At 63.3% G+C, this 18,103-nt stretch carries 18 protein-coding genes; 12 read left to right on the forward strand and 6 right to left on the reverse strand.

The features are described 5' to 3' along the window. The first annotated feature begins 115 nt into the window (after positions 1-115). The 3 genes from ABDB84_RS18110 (at position 116) to ABDB84_RS18120 (ending at position 1,876) form a co-directional block, all read left to right on the forward strand. Positions 116-961, forward strand: a complete 846-nt coding sequence (locus tag ABDB84_RS18110; RefSeq protein WP_345921184.1) for a 23S rRNA (adenine(2030)-N(6))-methyltransferase RlmJ — start codon at positions 116-118, stop codon at positions 959-961. Positions 962-1,040: 79 nt separating this feature from the next. Beyond that, on the forward strand, positions 1,041-1,313 hold the full coding sequence (locus ABDB84_RS18115; RefSeq protein ID WP_345921185.1) for a hypothetical protein: 273 nt from the start codon (positions 1,041-1,043) through the stop codon (positions 1,311-1,313). 80 nt (positions 1,314-1,393) lie between these two features. Continuing rightward, a complete protein-coding gene (locus ABDB84_RS18120) occupies positions 1,394-1,876 on the forward strand; it encodes a glutathione peroxidase (RefSeq protein ID WP_345921186.1) in 483 nt (160 codons plus the stop codon). Positions 1,877-1,888: 12 nt separating this feature from the next. On the opposite strand, the gene ABDB84_RS18125 is transcribed toward ABDB84_RS18120, so the two are convergent. After that, positions 1,889-2,872: a hypothetical protein gene (locus ABDB84_RS18125; RefSeq protein WP_345921187.1), complete on the reverse strand. Its 984-nt coding sequence runs from the start codon at positions 2,870-2,872 to the stop codon at positions 1,889-1,891. A gap of 288 nt (positions 2,873-3,160) precedes the next feature. After that, the gene (locus tag ABDB84_RS18130; protein WP_345921188.1) at positions 3,161-4,342 is read right to left on the reverse strand and encodes a M20 aminoacylase family protein; all 1,182 of its coding nucleotides are present in this window, start codon (positions 4,340-4,342) and stop codon (positions 3,161-3,163) included. Positions 4,343-4,480: 138 nt separating this feature from the next. Between ABDB84_RS18130 and ABDB84_RS18135 the strand changes: the two genes are divergently transcribed. The 6 genes from ABDB84_RS18135 to ABDB84_RS18160 all read left to right on the forward strand — a co-directional run bounded on the left by ABDB84_RS18135 (position 4,481) and on the right by ABDB84_RS18160 (position 12,664). Beyond that, on the forward strand, positions 4,481-6,328 hold the full coding sequence (locus tag ABDB84_RS18135) for an extracellular solute-binding protein (protein WP_345921189.1): 1,848 nt from the start codon (positions 4,481-4,483) through the stop codon (positions 6,326-6,328). A gap of 1 nt (position 6,329) precedes the next feature. Continuing rightward, entirely contained in the window at positions 6,330-7,370 is a 1,041-nt protein-coding gene (locus tag ABDB84_RS18140; protein ID WP_345921190.1) for a microcin C ABC transporter permease YejB, read from the forward strand. Beyond that, a complete protein-coding gene (locus ABDB84_RS18145) occupies positions 7,370-8,425 on the forward strand; it encodes an ABC transporter permease (RefSeq protein ID WP_345921191.1) in 1,056 nt (351 codons plus the stop codon). The genes ABDB84_RS18140 and ABDB84_RS18145 overlap by 1 nt, the downstream gene beginning before the upstream one ends. After that, a complete protein-coding gene (locus ABDB84_RS18150) occupies positions 8,422-10,005 on the forward strand; it encodes an ABC transporter ATP-binding protein (protein ID WP_345921192.1) in 1,584 nt (527 codons plus the stop codon). The genes ABDB84_RS18145 and ABDB84_RS18150 overlap by 4 nt, the downstream gene beginning before the upstream one ends. A gap of 41 nt (positions 10,006-10,046) precedes the next feature. After that, positions 10,047-10,853, forward strand: coding sequence for a helix-turn-helix domain-containing protein (locus tag ABDB84_RS18155; RefSeq protein ID WP_345921193.1), 807 nt, complete (start codon positions 10,047-10,049; stop codon positions 10,851-10,853). A 359-nt stretch (positions 10,854-11,212) separates the two neighbouring features. After that, positions 11,213-12,664 (forward strand): GDSL-type esterase/lipase family protein, encoded by a 1,452-nt coding sequence (locus ABDB84_RS18160; RefSeq protein ID WP_345921194.1) that lies wholly within the window; start codon positions 11,213-11,215, stop codon positions 12,662-12,664. Positions 12,665-12,725: 61 nt separating this feature from the next. Here the strand turns inward: ABDB84_RS18160 and ABDB84_RS18165 are convergent, their stop codons facing one another. From ABDB84_RS18165 to ABDB84_RS18175, 3 genes are read right to left on the reverse strand one after another with little or no spacing between them, the layout of a single operon-like run. Continuing rightward, the gene (locus tag ABDB84_RS18165; RefSeq protein ID WP_345921195.1) at positions 12,726-13,010 is read right to left on the reverse strand and encodes a hypothetical protein; all 285 of its coding nucleotides are present in this window, start codon (positions 13,008-13,010) and stop codon (positions 12,726-12,728) included. 38 nt (positions 13,011-13,048) lie between these two features. Next, positions 13,049-13,981 (reverse strand): electron transfer flavoprotein subunit alpha/FixB family protein, encoded by a 933-nt coding sequence (locus tag ABDB84_RS18170; RefSeq protein WP_345921196.1) that lies wholly within the window; start codon positions 13,979-13,981, stop codon positions 13,049-13,051. 11 nt (positions 13,982-13,992) lie between these two features. Next, entirely contained in the window at positions 13,993-14,742 is a 750-nt protein-coding gene (locus ABDB84_RS18175) for an electron transfer flavoprotein subunit beta/FixA family protein (RefSeq protein WP_345921197.1), read from the reverse strand. A gap of 216 nt (positions 14,743-14,958) precedes the next feature. On the opposite strand from ABDB84_RS18175, the gene ABDB84_RS18180 reads away from it, so the two are divergent. From ABDB84_RS18180 to ABDB84_RS18190, 3 genes are all read left to right on the forward strand, one after another. Next, on the forward strand, positions 14,959-15,519 hold the full coding sequence (locus ABDB84_RS18180; protein WP_345921198.1) for an EF-hand domain-containing protein: 561 nt from the start codon (positions 14,959-14,961) through the stop codon (positions 15,517-15,519). A 119-nt stretch (positions 15,520-15,638) separates the two neighbouring features. Beyond that, positions 15,639-16,157, forward strand: a complete 519-nt coding sequence (locus ABDB84_RS18185; protein WP_345921199.1) for a disulfide bond formation protein B — start codon at positions 15,639-15,641, stop codon at positions 16,155-16,157. A gap of 45 nt (positions 16,158-16,202) precedes the next feature. After that, positions 16,203-17,018, forward strand: a complete 816-nt coding sequence (locus tag ABDB84_RS18190) for an IclR family transcriptional regulator (RefSeq protein WP_345921200.1) — start codon at positions 16,203-16,205, stop codon at positions 17,016-17,018. Here ABDB84_RS18190 and pbpG read toward each other — a convergent pair. Continuing rightward, positions 17,015-17,980, reverse strand: a complete 966-nt coding sequence (pbpG, locus tag ABDB84_RS18195; protein WP_345921201.1) for a D-alanyl-D-alanine endopeptidase — start codon at positions 17,978-17,980, stop codon at positions 17,015-17,017. The genes ABDB84_RS18190 and pbpG overlap by 4 nt on opposite strands. Positions 17,981-18,103 lie beyond the last annotated feature (123 nt).

Genomic DNA, 18,103 nt, shown 5'->3' on the forward strand with positions numbered 1-18,103 from the left:
CGCAGGCTAACACAGAGCCTTGATGACCACTACGGCCGTTCGGCACTGCTCTGCAAAGCCTTGCAAAATTCTTCGCCACAGCCCTTTTGCCACGCCGAATCACTACAATCGGGGCATGCTCAGTTATCGCCATTCCTATCACGCCGGCAACCATGCCGACGTTCTCAAGCACCTGGTGCTCGTGCAACTGCTGCGTTACATGACGCAGAAAGACAAAGCCTTCACCGTCGTCGATACCCATGCCGGCGCCGGCGCTTACGCGCTCGACTCCGAACACGCCACCAAGCTCGGCGAATTCCGCGGCGGCATCGGCCGTCTGTGGGAACGGAACGACCTGCCGCCGGCCATCGCCGCCTATGTGGCCGAGGTGCGCGCCCTCAACGGCCCCGGTGCCCTGCTACGCTACCCCGGCTCGCCCTGGCTCAGCCAGCATGGCCTGCGCGAGCAAGATCGGCTGCGCCTGTTCGAGCTGCACAGCAGCGATCAGCGCATCCTCGCCAGCCTGTTCGAGGACGATGCCAAGCGTGCCATCGTCTATGCCGATGACGGTTTTGCCAGTCTCAAGGCCTTGCTGCCGCCGCCCTCGCGGCGCGGTCTGGTGCTCATCGATCCGTCCTACGAGCTGCGCGAGGACTACGGCCGCGTGGTGCAGGCGGTCCGCGAGAGCCTGGAACGCTTCGCCACCGGCTGCTATGCCGTGTGGTACCCGCAGCTGCTCAAGCCCGAGGCGCGCCAGCTACCCGAGCGCCTGCAGCGCCTCGGCGCGAAGAACTGGCTGCATGTCACGCTGGCCGTGCGCAAAGCCTCAAGCGATGGCTTCGGCATGCACGGCAGCGGCATGTTCATCATCAATCCGCCGTGGACGCTGGCTGCCACGCTGGCCGCCGAGATGCCCTGGCTGCGCGATGCGCTGGCCGAAGACGCGGGCGCCAGTTTCACGCTGGAGCACGAATCGAGCTGACACATTTGTGCCGAGCCCGCCCGTTACAATGCACGGGCAATACATTGCCCGTCCCACCACCCAAGCAAGGAGTTTCACCATGCGTAAGCTGATTGTTCTGGTTGCTGCAGCGTTTGCCGCCAATATCGCCTTTGCCGCCGATTCCGGCTGTGAAGCCAAGGCCATCGACAAGAACGGCAAGGCCCTCGCCGGCGCAGCCAAGAGCGCCTTCCTCAAGAAGTGCGAGGCCGATGCCAAGGGCAGCGATGCCACCGCCGCCTGTGAGGCCAAGGCCATCGACAAGAACGGCAAGGCGCTGGCCGGTGCCGCCAAGAATTCTTTCGTCAAGAAATGCGTCGCTGAAGCCAAGTAAGCGCTGCACAGGCCGGCGTGAAGGGCCCCGCTCTCACGCCGGCCGTTCTTTTCCCGCATCAACCTCTGACAGGTCAAGCCATGTCCTCGCCGCTCTACGATATTGAAGTCCTTACCCTCAAGGGTGAGGCCACCACCCTGGCCAGCCACGCCGGCAAGGTCTTGCTGATCGTCAATACCGCCAGCAAGTGCGGGCTGACACCGCAGTACGAAGGCCTCGAAAAGCTCCATCGCGATTACGCCGAGCGCGGTCTGGTGGTACTCGGCTTCCCCTGCAACCAGTTCGGTGGCCAGGAGCCGGGCGATGCCGAACAGATCGCCAGCTTCTGCTCGCTCAAGTACGACGTGACTTTCCCGCTGTTCGCCAAGATCGATGTGAACGGCGCTGACACGCACCCGCTCTACCAGTACCTCAAGTCGAAGGCGCCCGGCCTGCTCGATACCGAGGCAATCAAATGGAATTTCACCAAGTTCCTGGTCAGCCGCGACGGCCAGGCCATCGAGCGCTTCGCGCCGACCACCGAACCCAAGGACCTCACTGCAGCCATCGAAAAGCTGCTTTGAGCAGGCCCGCGCTCAGCCGAGCTTGATCGGTTTGAAGGGCTTGATGATCTGCGCCATACAGGGGTAGGCGGCGCGGTAGTTACGGCAGCGCGCGAGGATGTCATCACTGCTCTTGGGCATTGATACTCGTGCGCGCGTGATGTCACAGACCAGGCCGCGCACCTGGCGCGCCAGACGCACACCATGTTCGGCCTGGCGCTGCTGCAGCTCGCTCGGCAGCTCGGGCAGATGCGGCTGGAAGTTGCGCAGATGCTCGCCGGCGACCGCGAAATTCGACCAGACATCGAAGATCTCGGCATCGGTACGCAAGGTCTCGGTCTTGATCTTGGCGGTGTGCGCAAAGCGCTCGATCACCGGAATGATGCCTTCGAACATGGCATCGTTGCTGAAGGTCTCAATCAGGTGGTGGGTAATCGCGTCGATGTCGCGCATGGCTTGCGCGATCTTGATGTAGCGACTCTCGTAGAAAGCTTCGACGGGAATCGAAAACGCCTTGAACGGCTCGCCCCACAGCTCGTCGATGCCTTCTTCGCCGCTGCGGTGGAAGACGGTCTTGCCCAGTTCCAGCGCTTCCTGCAGGCAGCGCCCGCATTCGCGCATCAGCGCGTTGTCGCTGGCGATCTCGACACCCGCCGCTTGCAGCTCGACCAGTTTGGTGAAGATATCGGTGGCACGGTTGAACATCGCACCGGCAAGCATCGCGCCCTTGACGCGGCGCTTTTCCAGATCAGTCTCTTCGTTGTAGGCCACGCGCGCCTCGTTGAGGCGGTAGCCCGGCACGTTCACGCCATGCTCGACGTGGTTGAAGAGACGTCGGGTCAGCGCCTCGATCAGGCGCTTCTTGGTGCCCAGGGTGTCGGCCGGCACCTGGTAGGTTTTGACCCAGTAACCGTAGTAATGCACGCGCTCCTGGCCGTCGATGACGCGCTTGGTCCCGAACGGGACCACCTCGGCAGCAGCCCCCTCGGAGCGGGCTTTGGATACGTCTTCACTCATGGGCGATCAGCACAGTCGGCAAAAAGGAACAGGTTCATCATCGGCCACCCTCGGGTGCATTACATCATCAATCATCACGGGCCTTGCGGCAGCGCAATATTGCCTTTGTTCAGAACATGGAGCAATTGCAGGCTGCAGAAAAATGACGCACTTCATAGCGGAATTCACGAAGTTTGCATCACCTCAGCGGCGCGCATTTTGCCAGACAGAGCGTTGCGGCTGAACCACCTGGGTCAACATGCCAAACCTCAGTCTCCTGCGCCGCGCTGACGCCTCACTGACGCACGCTCAGGCCAAAAAACGCTCGACCAGGCGCACCCAGTAGCTCACCCCGAGGGCGATGGCATCGTCGTTGAAATCGTATTGGGCGTTATGCAGCATGCAGCCGCCCGACTCGCCGCGCGTCGCGCCGTCATTGCCCAGCCAGACGTAGCAACCGGGCCGCTGTTCGAGGAAATGGGCAAAGTCCTCGGCACCCATGCTCGGCCGCAAGGCCCAGTCGACCGCATCGTCGCCCACCAGACTGCTGGCCACGGCACGGCACAGCTCGGCTTCTGCCGGGGTATTCACGGTCGGCGGGTAGCCTTCCATGATCTTGATCTCGATGCTGACCCCGCAGCTGAGCGCCACACCATCGCAGACGCGCTGGATAGCGGCCCATACGGCGCTGCGCACCGCCGGCGTCAGCGCACGCACCGTGCCACTGAGCCGCGCTTGCTTGGGGATCGCGTTATACGCCTCGCCCGCATGCATCTGCGTCACCGACAGCACCACCGGATCGAGTGGATCGCTGCTGCGCGAGACGACGGTTTGCAGCGCGAGGATCAGCTGCGCCGCCGCCACCACCGGATCAATGCCCTGATGCGGCATGGCGGCATGTGCGCCGCGCCCGCCAATATGGATGTCGAAGCGGTCGGTGCTGGCCATCACCGGCCCCGGCGTCACGCCAAAGCGCCCGACCGGCATGCCCGGCCAGTTATGCATGCCGAACACCGCATCGATCGGGAAGCGCTCCAGCACGCCGTCGGCAATCATCGCCGCTGCGCCGCCCAGGCCTTCTTCGGCCGGCTGGAAGATCAGCACCACGCGGCCATTGAAATTGCGATGACGGGCCAGGTATTCAGCCGCGCCGAGCAGCATGGTGGTGTGGCCGTCATGGCCGCAGGCGTGCATGCAGCCGGGGTGCTGCGAGCGATGGGCAAAGGTATTGAGTTCTTCAATCGGCAGCGCGTCCATGTCGGCCCGCAAACCGATGCCGCGCGTACTGTTGCCGGCCGTGCCCTGGATCACGCCCACCACACCGGTCTTGCCGATGCCGCGATGCGTTTCGATGCCCAGCGCTTCGAGTCGCTCCGCCACCAGTGCGGCGGTGCGCAGCTCTTTGAAGGCCAGCTCGGGGTGGGCATGGATGTCACGTCGGACAGCGGTCAGGGCCGCTGCGCTGGCAGCAACTTCAGGAATGATCTGCATGGTTTCTGGCGGCAACGCGGAGGTGATGATCTTACACGCGCCGGGAATCTTGTCGATTCCCTCCTTGCATCAGCATTGCGTTGCGCGAAACTGCCACAAGGACGGTTAGACTACGCAAAACTGACTCGACCGTCGCGCATGAAGCACCTGCTCCGCTCCCTGCTGTGCTGCCTGGCCCTTGCCCTGCCCGGCATGCCGGCCGCCCTCGCCGCACATGCCTACGCACAGTTTGGCGACATCAAATACCCGGCCGGCTTCGATCACTTCGAGTGGGCCAACCCCGCAGCGCCCAAGGGCGGCACGCTGCGCATGACGACCAACAGCACCGATACCAGCTTCGAGAAATACAATCCCTTCACGCTCAAGGGTTCGGCGGCGCCCGGCCTGATCAGCGCTGACAGCAGCATCTACGGCAACATCATGTTCGAATCCCTGCTCACCAGCAGCATGGATGAGCCGGCCACCGGCTACGGCTTGCTCGCAGACGATGTCACGGTGGCGCCCGACAAGCTCTCGGCCAGCTTCCACATCAATCCCAAGGCGCATTTCCAGGATGGTTCGCCGGTGCTGGCGCGGGACGTGAAATACAGTTTCGAGCGCCTCACCAGCGCCGAGGCCTGGCCGCTGGTGCGCTCGCAGCTCTCCGACATCAAGCAGGTCGTCATTCTTGACGAGCGCCGCGTGCGCTTCGACTTCCACAGCGCGGGCGCCGATCTGCCCCTGGTAGCGGGCAGCATGCAGATCTTCAGCCACAAATGGGGGGCCGGCAAACGCTTCGACGAAGTCATCACCGATATGCCGATCGCCAGCGGGCCGTACAAGATCGCACGCGTCGACTTCGGTCGCGAAATCACCTACGAACGCGACCGCAATTACTGGGCGCGCGACCTCAATGTGCGACGCGGGCTCTACAACTTCGACCGCATCAACTACCGCCTCTACAAGGACACCACGGCGCAGACCGAAGCCTTCATGGCCGGCGAGTTCGACTTCATCCAGGTGTTCATCTCGCGCGAATGGAACCGCCGCTACAAGGGGCCAAAATTCGACTCCGGCGCCATCGTCAAGAAGCTCTTCCCGATGGGTGGCGCGGGCAATTTCCAGGCCTTCATGCTCAATAACCGGCGCGACAAATTCAAGGACATCCGCGTGCGCCGCGCCATCGGTCTGGCGATGGATTACGAGTGGATGAACCGCCAGCTGTTCTTCAACGCCTACACACGCATGAACAGCTATTTCGCCGCCAGCGACTACGAGGCCAAGGGCCTGCCCGATGCCGCCGAGCTGGCCGTGCTCGAACCGCTGCGCAGCAAGCTGCGCCCCGAAGTGTTCACCACGCCGGCGCCGCTGCAACCGACCACCACACCGCCGGGCAGCCTGCGCGACAATCTGCGCCAGGCGCGCGCCCTGCTCGCCGAGGCTGGCTGGACCTATCGCGACGGCGCGCTACGCAATGCCAAGGGCGAAGTGTTCCGCGTCGAATTCCTCGACGAAGCGCTAAGCCACGGCCGCTACATCACCCCCTTCATGCAGGCGCTGAACAAGCTCGGCATCGAAACCACATTCAAGGTCGGCGACTTTGCCTCGGTCAAGCGCCGCTATGACGCCTACGACTTCGACATTGCCACGCTCTCTCTCGAAGGCTTCAACACGCCCGGCAAGGAATTGCCGGATCGTTACGGCTCGAAAGCCGCCGCCACCGAGGGCACTTACAACTACGCCGGGATCAGCGACCCGGCCGTCGATGCGCTGATCGAGCTGGTGCAAAAGGCACACGCGCGCGACGAGTATGTCACCCGTCTGCGCGCCCTGGACCGTGTCTTGCGTCACGGCTACTACATCGTGCCGCACTGGTTCGTGAGCAATTTCCGCAGCGCTTATCGCGGTGGCAAGTTCGCCTATCCTGCGGTGTCGCCGCGCTACTACATGGTCGACAGCTGGGTCATCACCACCTGGTGGCAAGACCCCAAGGCCGGAGCACACTGAGATGTATGCCTATATCCTCAAACGCCTGCTGCTGATGCTGCCGACCCTGTTCGGCGTGATCTGCATCACCTTCTGCGTGATCCAGTTCGTGCCCGGCGGTCCGGTTGAACAAGTCATCGCCGAAATGCAGGGCAAGGGCGCACGCGGTGGCGAAGCTGCGGCATCGGGCGGCGCCTACCGTGGCCGCCAGGGCGTCGATCCCAAACAGGTGGAAGAGATCAAGAAGATCTACGGCTTCGACAAGCCCGCGCCGGAACGCTTCTGGCAGATGATCGGCCAGTTCGCGCGCTTCGATCTGGGGCGCAGCTTCCTGCACAACAAGAGCGTGTGGGCGCTGATCAAGGAGAAGCTGCCGGTGTCGATGAGTCTCGGCCTGTGGACCTTCTTCTTCGTCTATCTGATCTCGATTCCGCTGGGCATCCTCAAGGCGGTGCGCGCCGGCTCGCGTTTCGATACCGCCAGCACCTTCATCGTGCTGCTCGGCCATGCGGTGCCCAGCTTCGTGCTCGGCGTGGTGTTGCTGGTACTGTTTGGCGGCGGCAGCTTCGTGCAGTGGTTCCCGTTCCGCGGCCTGGTGTCCTCCAACTGGGAAGAGCTGAGCCTGCTCGGCCGCATCACCGACTACCTGTGGCACATCACCTTGCCGGTGACGGCGATGGTGCTGGGCAGCTTCGCAGTGACCACCCTGCTGACCAAGAATTCGGTGCTGGAAGAAATCCACAAGCAATACGTGCTCACCGCGCGCGCCAAGGGTCTGGGCGAAGGCCAGGTGCTGTGGCGGCATGTGTTCCGCAATGCGCTGATTCCGATCATGACCGGTTTTCCGGCCGCCTTCATCGGCGCCTTCTTCACCGGCTCGCTACTCATCGAGACCCTGTTCTCGCTCGATGGTCTGGGCCTGCTGTCGTATGAATCGGTCATTCGCCGCGATTACCCAGTGGTGCTCGGCAGCCTGTTCCTGTTCACCCTGATTGGCCTGTTCACCACGCTGATTCGCGACCTCGCCTATCTGTGGGTGGACCCGCGCGTGAGGTTCGACTGATGGCGCCCGGCATCGCTTCGCCTCAAACCCCGGCCCGCCGCGCCTGGCGTCGCTTCCGCGCGCACCGCATCGGCTTTTACAGTCTGTGGATCTTCCTCGCGCTGTTCGCGCTGAGCCTCTGCGCGGAAGTCATCTCCAATGACAAACCGCTGCTGGCGCGCTACGAGGGACACTGGTATCTGCCGATTTTCCAGAACCTGCCGGAAACCACTTTCGGCGGCGACTTCGAAACGCCGACCGATTTTCTCGACCCCTTCATCCAGCAGCAGTTTGCCAAGCCCGGCAATCTCGCCTTCTACCCGCCCAATCGCTACCACTACAGCACCATCAACTACTTCGCGCCGGTTCCCAACCCGGCGCCACCAGGCGCGACCAATCTGCTCGGCACCGATGATCGCGGCCGCGATCTCTTTGCGCGCCTGCTCTATGGCTTTCGCGTCTCGGTGCTGTTCGCGCTGGCGGTGACCGGCGTCTGCGCGGCCTTCGGCATTTTCTACGGCGCGCTGCAAGGCTATCTGGCGGGCTGGACCGACATTCTCATGGAGCGCTTCGTCGAAATCTGGAACGCCATGCCCACGCTGTACATGCTGATCATCTTCTCGGCGCTGTTCTCGCCCAGCGTGTGGCTGCTCATCGGCCTGCTTGCGCTGTTCGGCTGGATGGGCATTGCCGCCTATGTGCGTGCCGAGTTCCTGCGCAACCGCACCCTGGACTACGTGCGCGCGGCACGCGCGCTGGGCCAGCGCAATCACATCATCATCTGGCGCCACATCCTGCCCAACAGCCTGACGCCGGTGGTCACCCTGATTCCCTTCGAAATGGCCGCCTCGATTGCCGCACTGACCAGTCTGGATTTCCTCGGCCTCGGCGTGCCGCCCGGCACTCCCAGCCTGGGCGAGCTGCTCAACCAGGGCAAGGAAGGGCTCGACGCCTGGTGGATCTCGCTGTTCACCTTCGGCGTGCTGGCCACCACGCTGTTGCTGCTGATCCTCATTGGTGACGCACTGCGCGATGCGCTGGATCCGCGCAAGCAGATTGCCGAGGTCGCGCCATGAGCCTGCTCGAAGTACGCAATCTGGATGTATTTTTCGGCGCTCGCCAGGTCGTCAAGGATGTCAGCTTCAGCCTAGAAGCCGGCGAAAAGCTCGCTCTGGTCGGTGAGTCCGGCTCAGGCAAAACGGTCACCGCGCAATCCATCCTGCGCCTCGTCGAGGGCGCCCGCCTCGCCGGCCAGATCAACTTTGCCGGACGCGATGTACTGACGATGAATACGCCGCAGCTGCGCGCCCTGCGCGGCGGCGAAGTGGCGATGATCTTCCAGGAGCCGATGAGCGCGCTCAACCCGGTGATGAGCATCGGCGCGCAGATCATGGAAGTGCTGCAGCTCCACAAAGGTTTGACGCGCAGCGAGGCACGCGCCGGCGCAATCGCGGCGCTGGAGCGTGTCGGCGTGCCCGAAGCAGCGCGGCGCATCGAACAGTTCCCGCACCAGCTCTCGGGCGGCCAGCGCCAGCGCGCGATGATCGCCATGGCCCTGGCCTGCGAACCCAAGCTGCTGATCGCCGACGAGCCGACCACCGCGCTGGATGTGAGCATCCGCCTGCAGATCCTCGAACTGCTCGATCAGCTGCGTGCCGAAACCGGCATGGCGATCCTGATCATCACCCACGACCTCAACCTGGTGCGCCGCTTTGCCGACCGCGTCGCGGTGATGGAGCGCGGCGTCCTCGTCGAGCAAGGCCGCCGCGAGACGGTGATGGAAGCGCCGCAGCATCCCTACACCCAGCGCTTGCTGGCCAGCCGTCCGCAGCGCGATGTCGGCGCCGTGGGCGCAGGCTGCGTGCTCAGCGCGCGCGAGCTGTGCGTCGATTACCCGGTGCCGCGTCCGGGCCTCTCCGGCTTGTTCAGGCGCAATCAGTTCCGCGCCGTCGATCGGGCACAGCTTGAACTCGCCCCCGGCGAAACGCTGGGCATCATCGGCGAATCCGGTTCGGGCAAAACCTCGCTGGCCCTGGCCCTGCTCGACCTGCTGCCATCGACCGGCGAGATCCGCATCAAGGGCGAGCCCTGGCGCGCGGACGATGCGGCAACACGACGCGCCTTACGACGCACCGTGCAAGTGGTGTTCCAGGACCCGCTCTCCTCGCTGTCGCCGCGACTCTCCATCGCGCGCATCGTCGGCGAGGGCCTTGAAATCCACGAACCGGGCTTGTCGGCGGAAGCGCGTCGCGAACGTGTCGCGCAAGCCCTGCTCGATGTCGGCCTGTCGGAAGACGGCGCGACGGCCGCGCTGCTCGAACGCTATCCGCACGAATTCTCCGGCGGTCAGCGCCAGCGCATCGCGATTGCGCGCGCCCTGGTGCTGCGCCCCGACATCGTGGTGCTCGACGAACCGACCAGCGCCCTCGACGTGACCATCCAGCAACAGGTGCTGCAACTGCTCGGCGCGCTGCAGCGCAAGTACGGCCTGGCCTACGTGCTGGTGACGCATGACATCGATGTGATCCGCGCCATGGCGCATCGCGTCATCGTCATGAAAGACAGCCAGATGGTCGAGAGCGGCCCGCTCGACGAGATCCTGCACCACGCGCAGAACCCCTACACGCGCAAACTGATTGCAGCCAGTTTGCGCTGAGTCCATAGTTCGACGATGCGACTTTCTGCCACACTGTGCCCATGCAAGTCACACGTCTGACCCGCCGGCTGATTCATCTGCGCCAGGTGGCCCAGCACATCGATCAGCAGCTCGATAGCGCGCTGAAGCTGGGTGATCTGGCCGACATCGCCCATCTGTCGCGCTTTCATTTCGAGCGGGTGTTCGCCCACTACGCCGGTGAAAGTCCGCTGACGCGCGTACGCCGTCTGCGTCTGCTGCGCGCGCGCCAGCGCATCGAGCAAGGCGAAGTGAGCAGCTTGCTGGAGCTGGCGCTGGACAGCGGCTACAACTCGCCCGAAGCCTTCTCGCGCGCCTTCCGCGCCCAGTTCGGCTGCGCGCCGTCGCAATGGCCGCGCGCGGCAGCGCCCGAGACGCCACGCTTCCGCGTCACGCACTTGCCTGCCTTCGCCATCCAGTACATTCCCTTTCGCGGCAGCCTGCAGGACAGCCTGCACCCCTTCGACGAACTGCGCGCACGCGCCATGCTGCAGGACATCCCGCGCGAGCGGCGCAAAGGCTGGTGCGTGCAGTACTCGGGCCTGCATGCTGGCGAGACCGTGGAGCTACACGCAGCCCTGCTCTCCGAGCGCCTGGGCACGCGCATCAAGCAGCTCTCGCTGGGCGAACTGCCGGGCGGCGAGTATGCGGTGATCAGCCTGCAAGGCAGCTATGCCCTGCCCGATCCGGCCACGCTGGCCGCGCGCATCTTGCAGGACACCGGCCGGCGAGCGGGCAACGGCCCGCTGTTGCGCAGTTTTCACAATGCGAGCTATCTGCCGGCCGAATTCGAAAAGCGCAGCGAGCTGTACGTCCCGCTGGCTAGTTAGGGCGTGTTCACATTCACCCGGCGGATTGCGTTGAAGTGCAGGGCTTGCCAAAAGCGGGCGTGCGACACAGTGCAGGGAGGCCCCCTGCACAAGGAGCGCAACGCAGTATGGCGAGCCCTGCACTTCAACCCTACGGGCGGGTACTGAATTGGCCGCAGCACAGCGTTGCAGCTCCTCGTCAGGGGGCCACCCTGACAGCGTCGCTGCGCCTTGTTCTGCGCCCAATTCAGTACCCGCGCAACCGTCGCGTGAATCTGAACACGCCCTAAAGCGCAATTGCAGTCATGCATCAAACAGCCACTTGGCCGATGATGCGACAATCAAGGCCGTACCCAAAAAAACCAGATCCAGGAGACAGCGTGAATACCACGATCGATAAAGTCCTCATCAGCGCCTTCTGCCTGTCGCTCAGCGCCGCCGCGTTGGCCGACGTGCAACTGAGCGGCAAAACGCTCGCCGGCGCGAGCATCACACTGAGCGACAGCCAAGCCAAACATTTGAGCACCACGGCCGATGCACAGGGCAACTACAAGCTCAACATCGAAGGCCTCAGCGCCCCATTGATGCTGGTTGCCGAAACCAGTGACAAGCAGTTTGTCAGCATCGTGCCCAGCCTCGCCGCCGGCACCGCCAACATCAATGCGCTGACCGATCAGATCGCTTCCGATGTAGCGCAGGAATTCAAATTCGTCGGCCCCGTCGGGCTGGCCAAGTCGGGCAAGGCACCGGCCGTCAGCGTCGACTCGATCAAAGCCAAGACCGCTGCGCTGCGTGTGAGCCTGGCGCCGGCCCTGCAGGAGAGCGGACTCGATGCCAACAGCTTTGATCCGCTCAGCGCGCCGGTGCAAGGCGCGCTGGCCGACATCCTCGCCATCCTCGGCCACAACCGTGGTTACGAGCCCAAGAGCGGCGAGCGCGCCGACACCAGCCTCTACGACCCCTACTTCCGCGAAGTCACGCGCTTTGCGCCGTTCAGCCTGAAGAAGGCGCAGGCCGATCTACGCGACATCAATGCCAAGGACGTGGTGCGCGTCTTCATCGCCGGCGACTCGACGGCCAGCAATTACGATCCGCAAGTGCTGCCGCGCATGGGCTGGGGTCAGGTGTTCCAGCGCAAGATCAAGGACGGCGCGGCGGTGCGCGTGGTCAATGTGGCGCAATCGGGGCGCAGCTCGCGCAGCTTCATCAACGAGGGCTGGTTCGGCATGATTGCCGCCAACATCCGCAAGGGCGACTATCTGCTGGTGCAGTTCGGCCACAACGACGAGAAGTGCGGCAACAATCCGGTGGCGCCGCCGCCCGCACGTGATGGCATCGACATCGCCAATCTGTGCACCTATCCGGGCAACAGCGCCGACATCCCGGCCGAGATGTCCTTCCGCAAGACGCTTGAAAAGTACATCAAGCTGGCGCAAGACAAGGGTGCCACGCCGGTGCTGATCACCCCGGTGACGCGTCGCAGCTTCAAGAGCGGCCAGATCGGCGGCACCACCCACACCTACAGCAAGGGCCTGTTCCCCGGCGATTACTCGCAAACCATCCGCGACACCGCCCAGGCCAACAAGGTCGCCCTGGTCGATCTGGATGCGCGCAGCATGGCGTTCTTCAATCAGGTCGGCGAAGAGGCCTCGCTCGACTACTACCTGGCTGTCGACACCACCAAGTATCCGTACTACGTGGGTCTGACCGGCGCACGTAACAAGCCGGACAATACCCACTTCCAGGAACGTGGCGCCGAAACGGTGGCCGGCCTGGTGGCCGATGGTCTGCGCGAAGCCGGCCTGCCGCTGGCCAAGGAACTCAAGCCCTGATCGCTTAAGGGCATGAAAAAGCCAGCCGCGCAGGCGGCTGGCTGTGCAAGATCAGGCTGAGTCAGGACTTCAGCAAAGCCTCGACGGCGGCCAGCGAAGCAATCTCGCTTTGCGGATGCATGCCACGCACCAAGTGCATCACCTGCGGCAAGCTGCAACTCCCGCACGACGCCCAGGGGCGCAGATAGGCACCGCCGCCGGGTAAATCACTGCGCCGCAGCGCGCTGCCATCGGCGGCGAAGAACAGCACCTCGCTACCCGCCGCAGCAGCTGCCACAAGCGCCTGCGCTTCGCCGTCAAACGCGCCGAGCACGGCATCATCAACCGAATAGGTGAAGATCAGCATCTGCTGTCGCGCCGCTTTTCAGCAGCGCGCCCTCGCCATCAAAGTGCCGCGCTGAGCTGCGGCACGAGCTCGAACAGATCGCCGACCAGGCCGTAGTCTGCAACCTGGAAGATGGCGGCATCCGGATCCTTGTTGATCGCCACGATCACCTTGGAATCCTTCATACCCGCCAGATGCTGGATCGCCCCGGAAATGCCGATGGCAAAATACAGCTCGGGCGCCACCACCTTGCCGGTCTGGCCGACCTGGCTGTCGTTCGGCGCAAAGCCGGCATCGACCGCCGCACGCGAGGCGCCGACGGCGCCACCGAGCTTGTCGGCCAGGGGTTCGAGCAGGGCATGGAAATTCTCTGCGCTGCCCAGGGCACGACCGCCCGACACCACCACGCGCGCCGCACCGAGATCCGGCCGCGCCGAGACGCTCAGCTCGCGGTCGAGCAGACGCGTCACGCCCAGATCCGGGCCTGCCGGCGCCGCTTCGATGGGCGCTGCGCCGCCTTCGGCAGCCACCGGATCAAATGCAGATGTGCGCACCGTCAGCAGCTTGACCGGCTCGGCACTCTGCACCGTGGCAATCGCATTGCCGGCGTAGATCGGCCGCACGAAGGTGTCGGGCGCTTCGATGGCGATGATGTCGGAAACCTGGGCCACATCCAGCAAAGCTGCCAGACGCGGACCGAGGTTCTTGCCGAAGCTGCTCGCCGGCAAGAGCACATGGCTGTAACTGCCGGCCAGCTGAGCCAGGGCGACGGCGAGGTTTTCAGCCGTCTGATCGGCGTAGTGCGGCGCATCGATGACGCGCACCTTGGCAAGGCCCGGAATCTTGGCGGCGGCCTCGGCAGCCGCCGCGCAAGCGCCGCCGGCCACCAGCAGATGGATCTCGCCACCCAGCTGCTGCGCCGCGGCCAGGGTATTGAGTGTTGCCGCATGGATGCGGCTGTTGTCGTGTTCAGCGATAACCAGGATCGTCATTTCATCTCTCCTCAGATCACTTTGGCTTCGTCACGCAGGCGCGCCACCAGCTCGGCAACGCTGGCCAGCTTGACGCCCGCCGCGCGCACCGGCGGTTCAACTACGCGCAGGGTCTTCAGACGCGGCGTGACATCCACACCCAGCGCCTCCGGCGTCAGTGTGTCGAGCGGCTTTTTCTTGGCCTTCATGATGTTCGGCAGGCTGGCGTAACGCGGCTCGTTGAGGCGCAGATCCGCCGTCACCACGGCCGGCAGGCTGATCTGCAGGCGTTCCAGACCGCCATCGATCTCGCGCGTCACGGTCAGCTGTCCGTCACCCGGAACCAGCTTGGAGGCAAAGGCGGCCTGTGGCCAACCCAGCATCGCCGCCAGCATCTGGCCGGTCTGGTTGGCATCGTCATCAATCGCCTGCTTGCCCATGATCACCAGCTGCGCGGCTTCCTTGAGCGCCACCGCCTTGATCAACTTGGCCACGGCCAACGGCTGCAGCTCGGCAGCGGTCTCGACCAGCACGGCACGATCGGCGCCCATCGCCATGGCGGCGCGCAGCGTGTCCTGGCAAGCGCCAATGCCGCAGCTGATCACCACGACCTCACTGGCGACGCCGGCTTCGCGCAAGCGCATGGCTTCCTCGACGGCGATCTCGTCGAAGGGGTTCATCGACATTTTCACGTTGGCCAGATCAACACCGCTCTGATCAGCCTTGACGCGGATCTTCACGTTGTAATCGACCACCCGTTTGACTGGCACCAGCACTTTCACTTCGTTCTCCTGATCGGCTTGTTGCGCACGAAAGCGGCAAGTATCGCACCGCAGCAGGAGCCAAGGCACATAACCGCGCGTTATCGATCAATCCCGATACCTCAAGCCTTTACAAATCGACACACAAGCTTTCCTGGCCGCAACACACCTCAACAAGGCACAGGCATACGATGAGCTCCTCAGATTTCCCATCACATCTATTCAAAGAGGATGATTATGAAAACCACACACACCCTCGTTTCAGCAAGTCTGCTGGCGCTCTTCGCCAGCACGGCTGCGCTGGCCCAGCAATCTGCTCCGGCCAGCGACGCACCGGTTCGTCATCGTGTCGAGATTCGCATCAAGGATGCCGACACCGACAAGGACGGCTTCATCTCGCGCGCCGAAGCTGAAAAAGGCCTGCCACAGCTGTTCGCCCACTTCGACGAAGTCGATACCAACAAGGACGGCAAAATCTCGGCCAGCGAGCTCAAGGCCATGGCCCGCCGCATGCCGCCGCGTAAGGAGCCCGGACCGCAGAGCATGCCTCGGATGCATGCCATGCACATGATGCACGGCATGCCCGGTGGGCCAGGCATGTACGGCATCGGCCAGGTCATCACACGCGAAGAGCTGGTGCAACGCAATCTGCGCATGCTGCAGGACTTCGATGAAGCCGACACCGACAAGGACGGCAAGCTCAGCCGTGAAGAAGTGAGAGCCTGGCACGAGAAGATGCGTTCAGAGCTGCCGCGCCCGCCGCAAGGTGGCGAGCTGCCGCCCCCGCCCCGCAAGTAATTGCGCTGGCGCAAATACGCTGCAGCGCAAGCGCGGCAAACAAAGCGCTCAGATAGAATGAACTGTCTCTGCCTTGGGTAGTCCCAATCGCAGTCTGTTCATCCTATCTGACACCTCACATGATCGCCTTGCGCCTGCTTCCGCCCCGCCTCGTCTTTCTGGCCGTCTTCCTCGGCTGTGCAGCCCTGCTCAGCTTCGGACTCTATCTGCAGCATGCCAAAGGTATCGAACCCTGTCCGCTGTGCATCCTGCAACGCTATGCCTTTGCCAGCGCCGGCTTGATTGCTTTGCTGGGCGCACTGCTCAATCCGCGCGGTCTCTTGCTCAAGACCTGGGGCATCGTGCTCGCGGCCAGCGCACTTGCGGGTGGCAGCGTGTCGGTGCGACAGATCTGGCTGCAGCACAATCCGCCCTCGGTCAGCACCTGCGGTCCTGACCTGAGTTACATGGTCAGCCGCTTCCCGCTCTCTGACGTACTTCCCAAGCTGTTCCGTGGTGAAGGTGATTGCGCCAAGATTGACTGGACCTTCCTCGGTTTCTCGATCGCCGAATGGTCTGTGCTGTGCTTCTCCGTGCTGGTCCTGATCGGCCTCTGGCAAGCCCTGCGCAACCCCCTTGCGGCGCACGCACGGCGCTAAGAATTTCACATGGCGCAACGCAGTCTTCTCCAGTAAGATTGCGCGATGCGAAATTCAAAACAAGATAGCCCCCCCGAAGAGGACACAGAGAGCAAGGAAGCGCGCGGCTCGATCCAGGTGATCGACCGCATGATGAGCCTCATCAATACCCTGGCCAGCGAGCCCGAACCGCTCGGACTCAAACAGCTGGCACTGGGCACCGGCCTGCATCCATCGACGGCCCACCGCATCCTGGCAACACTGGGCAACAGCGGTTTCATCGAACGCACCGACGCCGGGGCCTACCGCCTCGGCATCCGCTTGCTGGAGCTGGGCAATCTCGTCAAGTCACGCATCTCGCTACGCGAAACCGCCATGGCCGCGATGCTGCGCTTGCATGCGCAGACCGGCGAAAGCATCAATCTGGGGATGCGCAACGGCGATGAGATTGTCTATGTCGAGCGCACCTCCAGTGGCCGCTCGGCCGTACGCATCGTGCACATCGTCGGCGCACGCGCGCCACTGCATGTCACGGCAACCGGCAAGCTGTTCCTGGCCGAGGAAAATGCCGAGAGCAATCGCGCCTACGCCGAGCGCACCGGCCTGCCGGCCAGCACGCAGGCATCGATCACCTCACTGAGCGAGCTGCAACAGGAGCTTGAACGTGTCCGCCGGCATCGCCTGGCGTATGACATGGATGAGGTGGAGGTCGGGGTGCGCTGCATCGCTGCGGGTATTCGCGACGACAGCGGCACCTTGATCGCCGGACTGTCGCTGTCTACACCCAGCGAACGCTTCAACCCAGACTGGGCGCCGGTGGTGCGGGATACAGCGCTGGAGATTTCCCGCGCGCTGGGCTACATCCCGCCCGACAAGACTTAGTTAACGCGGCTGGCGGTCGTGAGGCTGGCCAGACGCGCCGGCGTCATCGCGTTCTCGACCCAACGACGGATGCGATTGGCATCGGCAACACGGGTGTAGCGCCCCCAGGAGTCGAGCAGCACGATCGCCGTGGGGCGATTGGCCAGCATGGCATTCATCACCAGGCACTTGCCCGATTCGTTGATATAACCGGTCTTCGACAGATTGATCTGCCAGTCCGAATTACGCACCAAGGCATTGGTGTTGTGGAAGCTGCGTTCACGACCATTGAGCTTCACCGAGTACTCAGCCGTGGTCGTGAAATTGCGGATCAGCGTGTAACGTGACGCGGCGGTAGTCATCACCACCAGATCACGCGCCGAGGCGACATTGTTCTTGTTGAGACCGATGGAGTCGTAAAACCGCGTCTCGTGCAAACCCAGTGACAGCGCCTTGCGATTCATCGCTTCAATGAAAGCACTCAGGCCGCCGGGGTAGGAGCGTCCAAGCGCCGAGGCCGCGCGATTCTCGGAGGCCATCAGCGCCAGACGCAGCATGTCTTCACGACTCAGACGCGTGCCCACCGGCAGGTGCGAGCTGGTGCCCTTCAAACGGTCAACGTCATCATTGGTAACCGTCAAGATTTCATTCATGTCGAGGTTGGCATCGAGTACCACCATGGCCGTCATCAACTTGGTGATGGAGGCAATCGGCTGTGCCAGATCCGCGTTTTTCTCCAGCAGCACCTTGCCCGAGCTAAGGTCCTGCACGACAAAAGCGGATGAACGGATCAGCGGATTGCCTTCACTATCCACATCACGCTCGACCGGACGACGTGCAGCGCTCTTGCGCACGGACTCCGGCGCGCGACTGCGCGCGCGCTTGACCACCGCAGGCTTGATGACACGTTCATGACGAACCTTGCTTTGACTCTTGCGCGGCGCGGCATCTGTTTCTGCAGACCAGACTGCAGTAAGCGCCACAAGTGCACTCAACATCAAAGACAGGGTTCTACTCAGGGACATGCTCAACCTCTATGAAACAACAAAGCCGCCAAATTGTAGCAATACTTAAGAAAACTAGACACATAGAAGTCATAGTTCGTG

The sequence above is a fragment of the Uliginosibacterium sediminicola genome (genome assembly GCF_039631295.1).
GTDB classification, from domain to species: Bacteria; Pseudomonadota; Gammaproteobacteria; order Burkholderiales; family Rhodocyclaceae; genus Viridibacterium; species Viridibacterium sediminicola.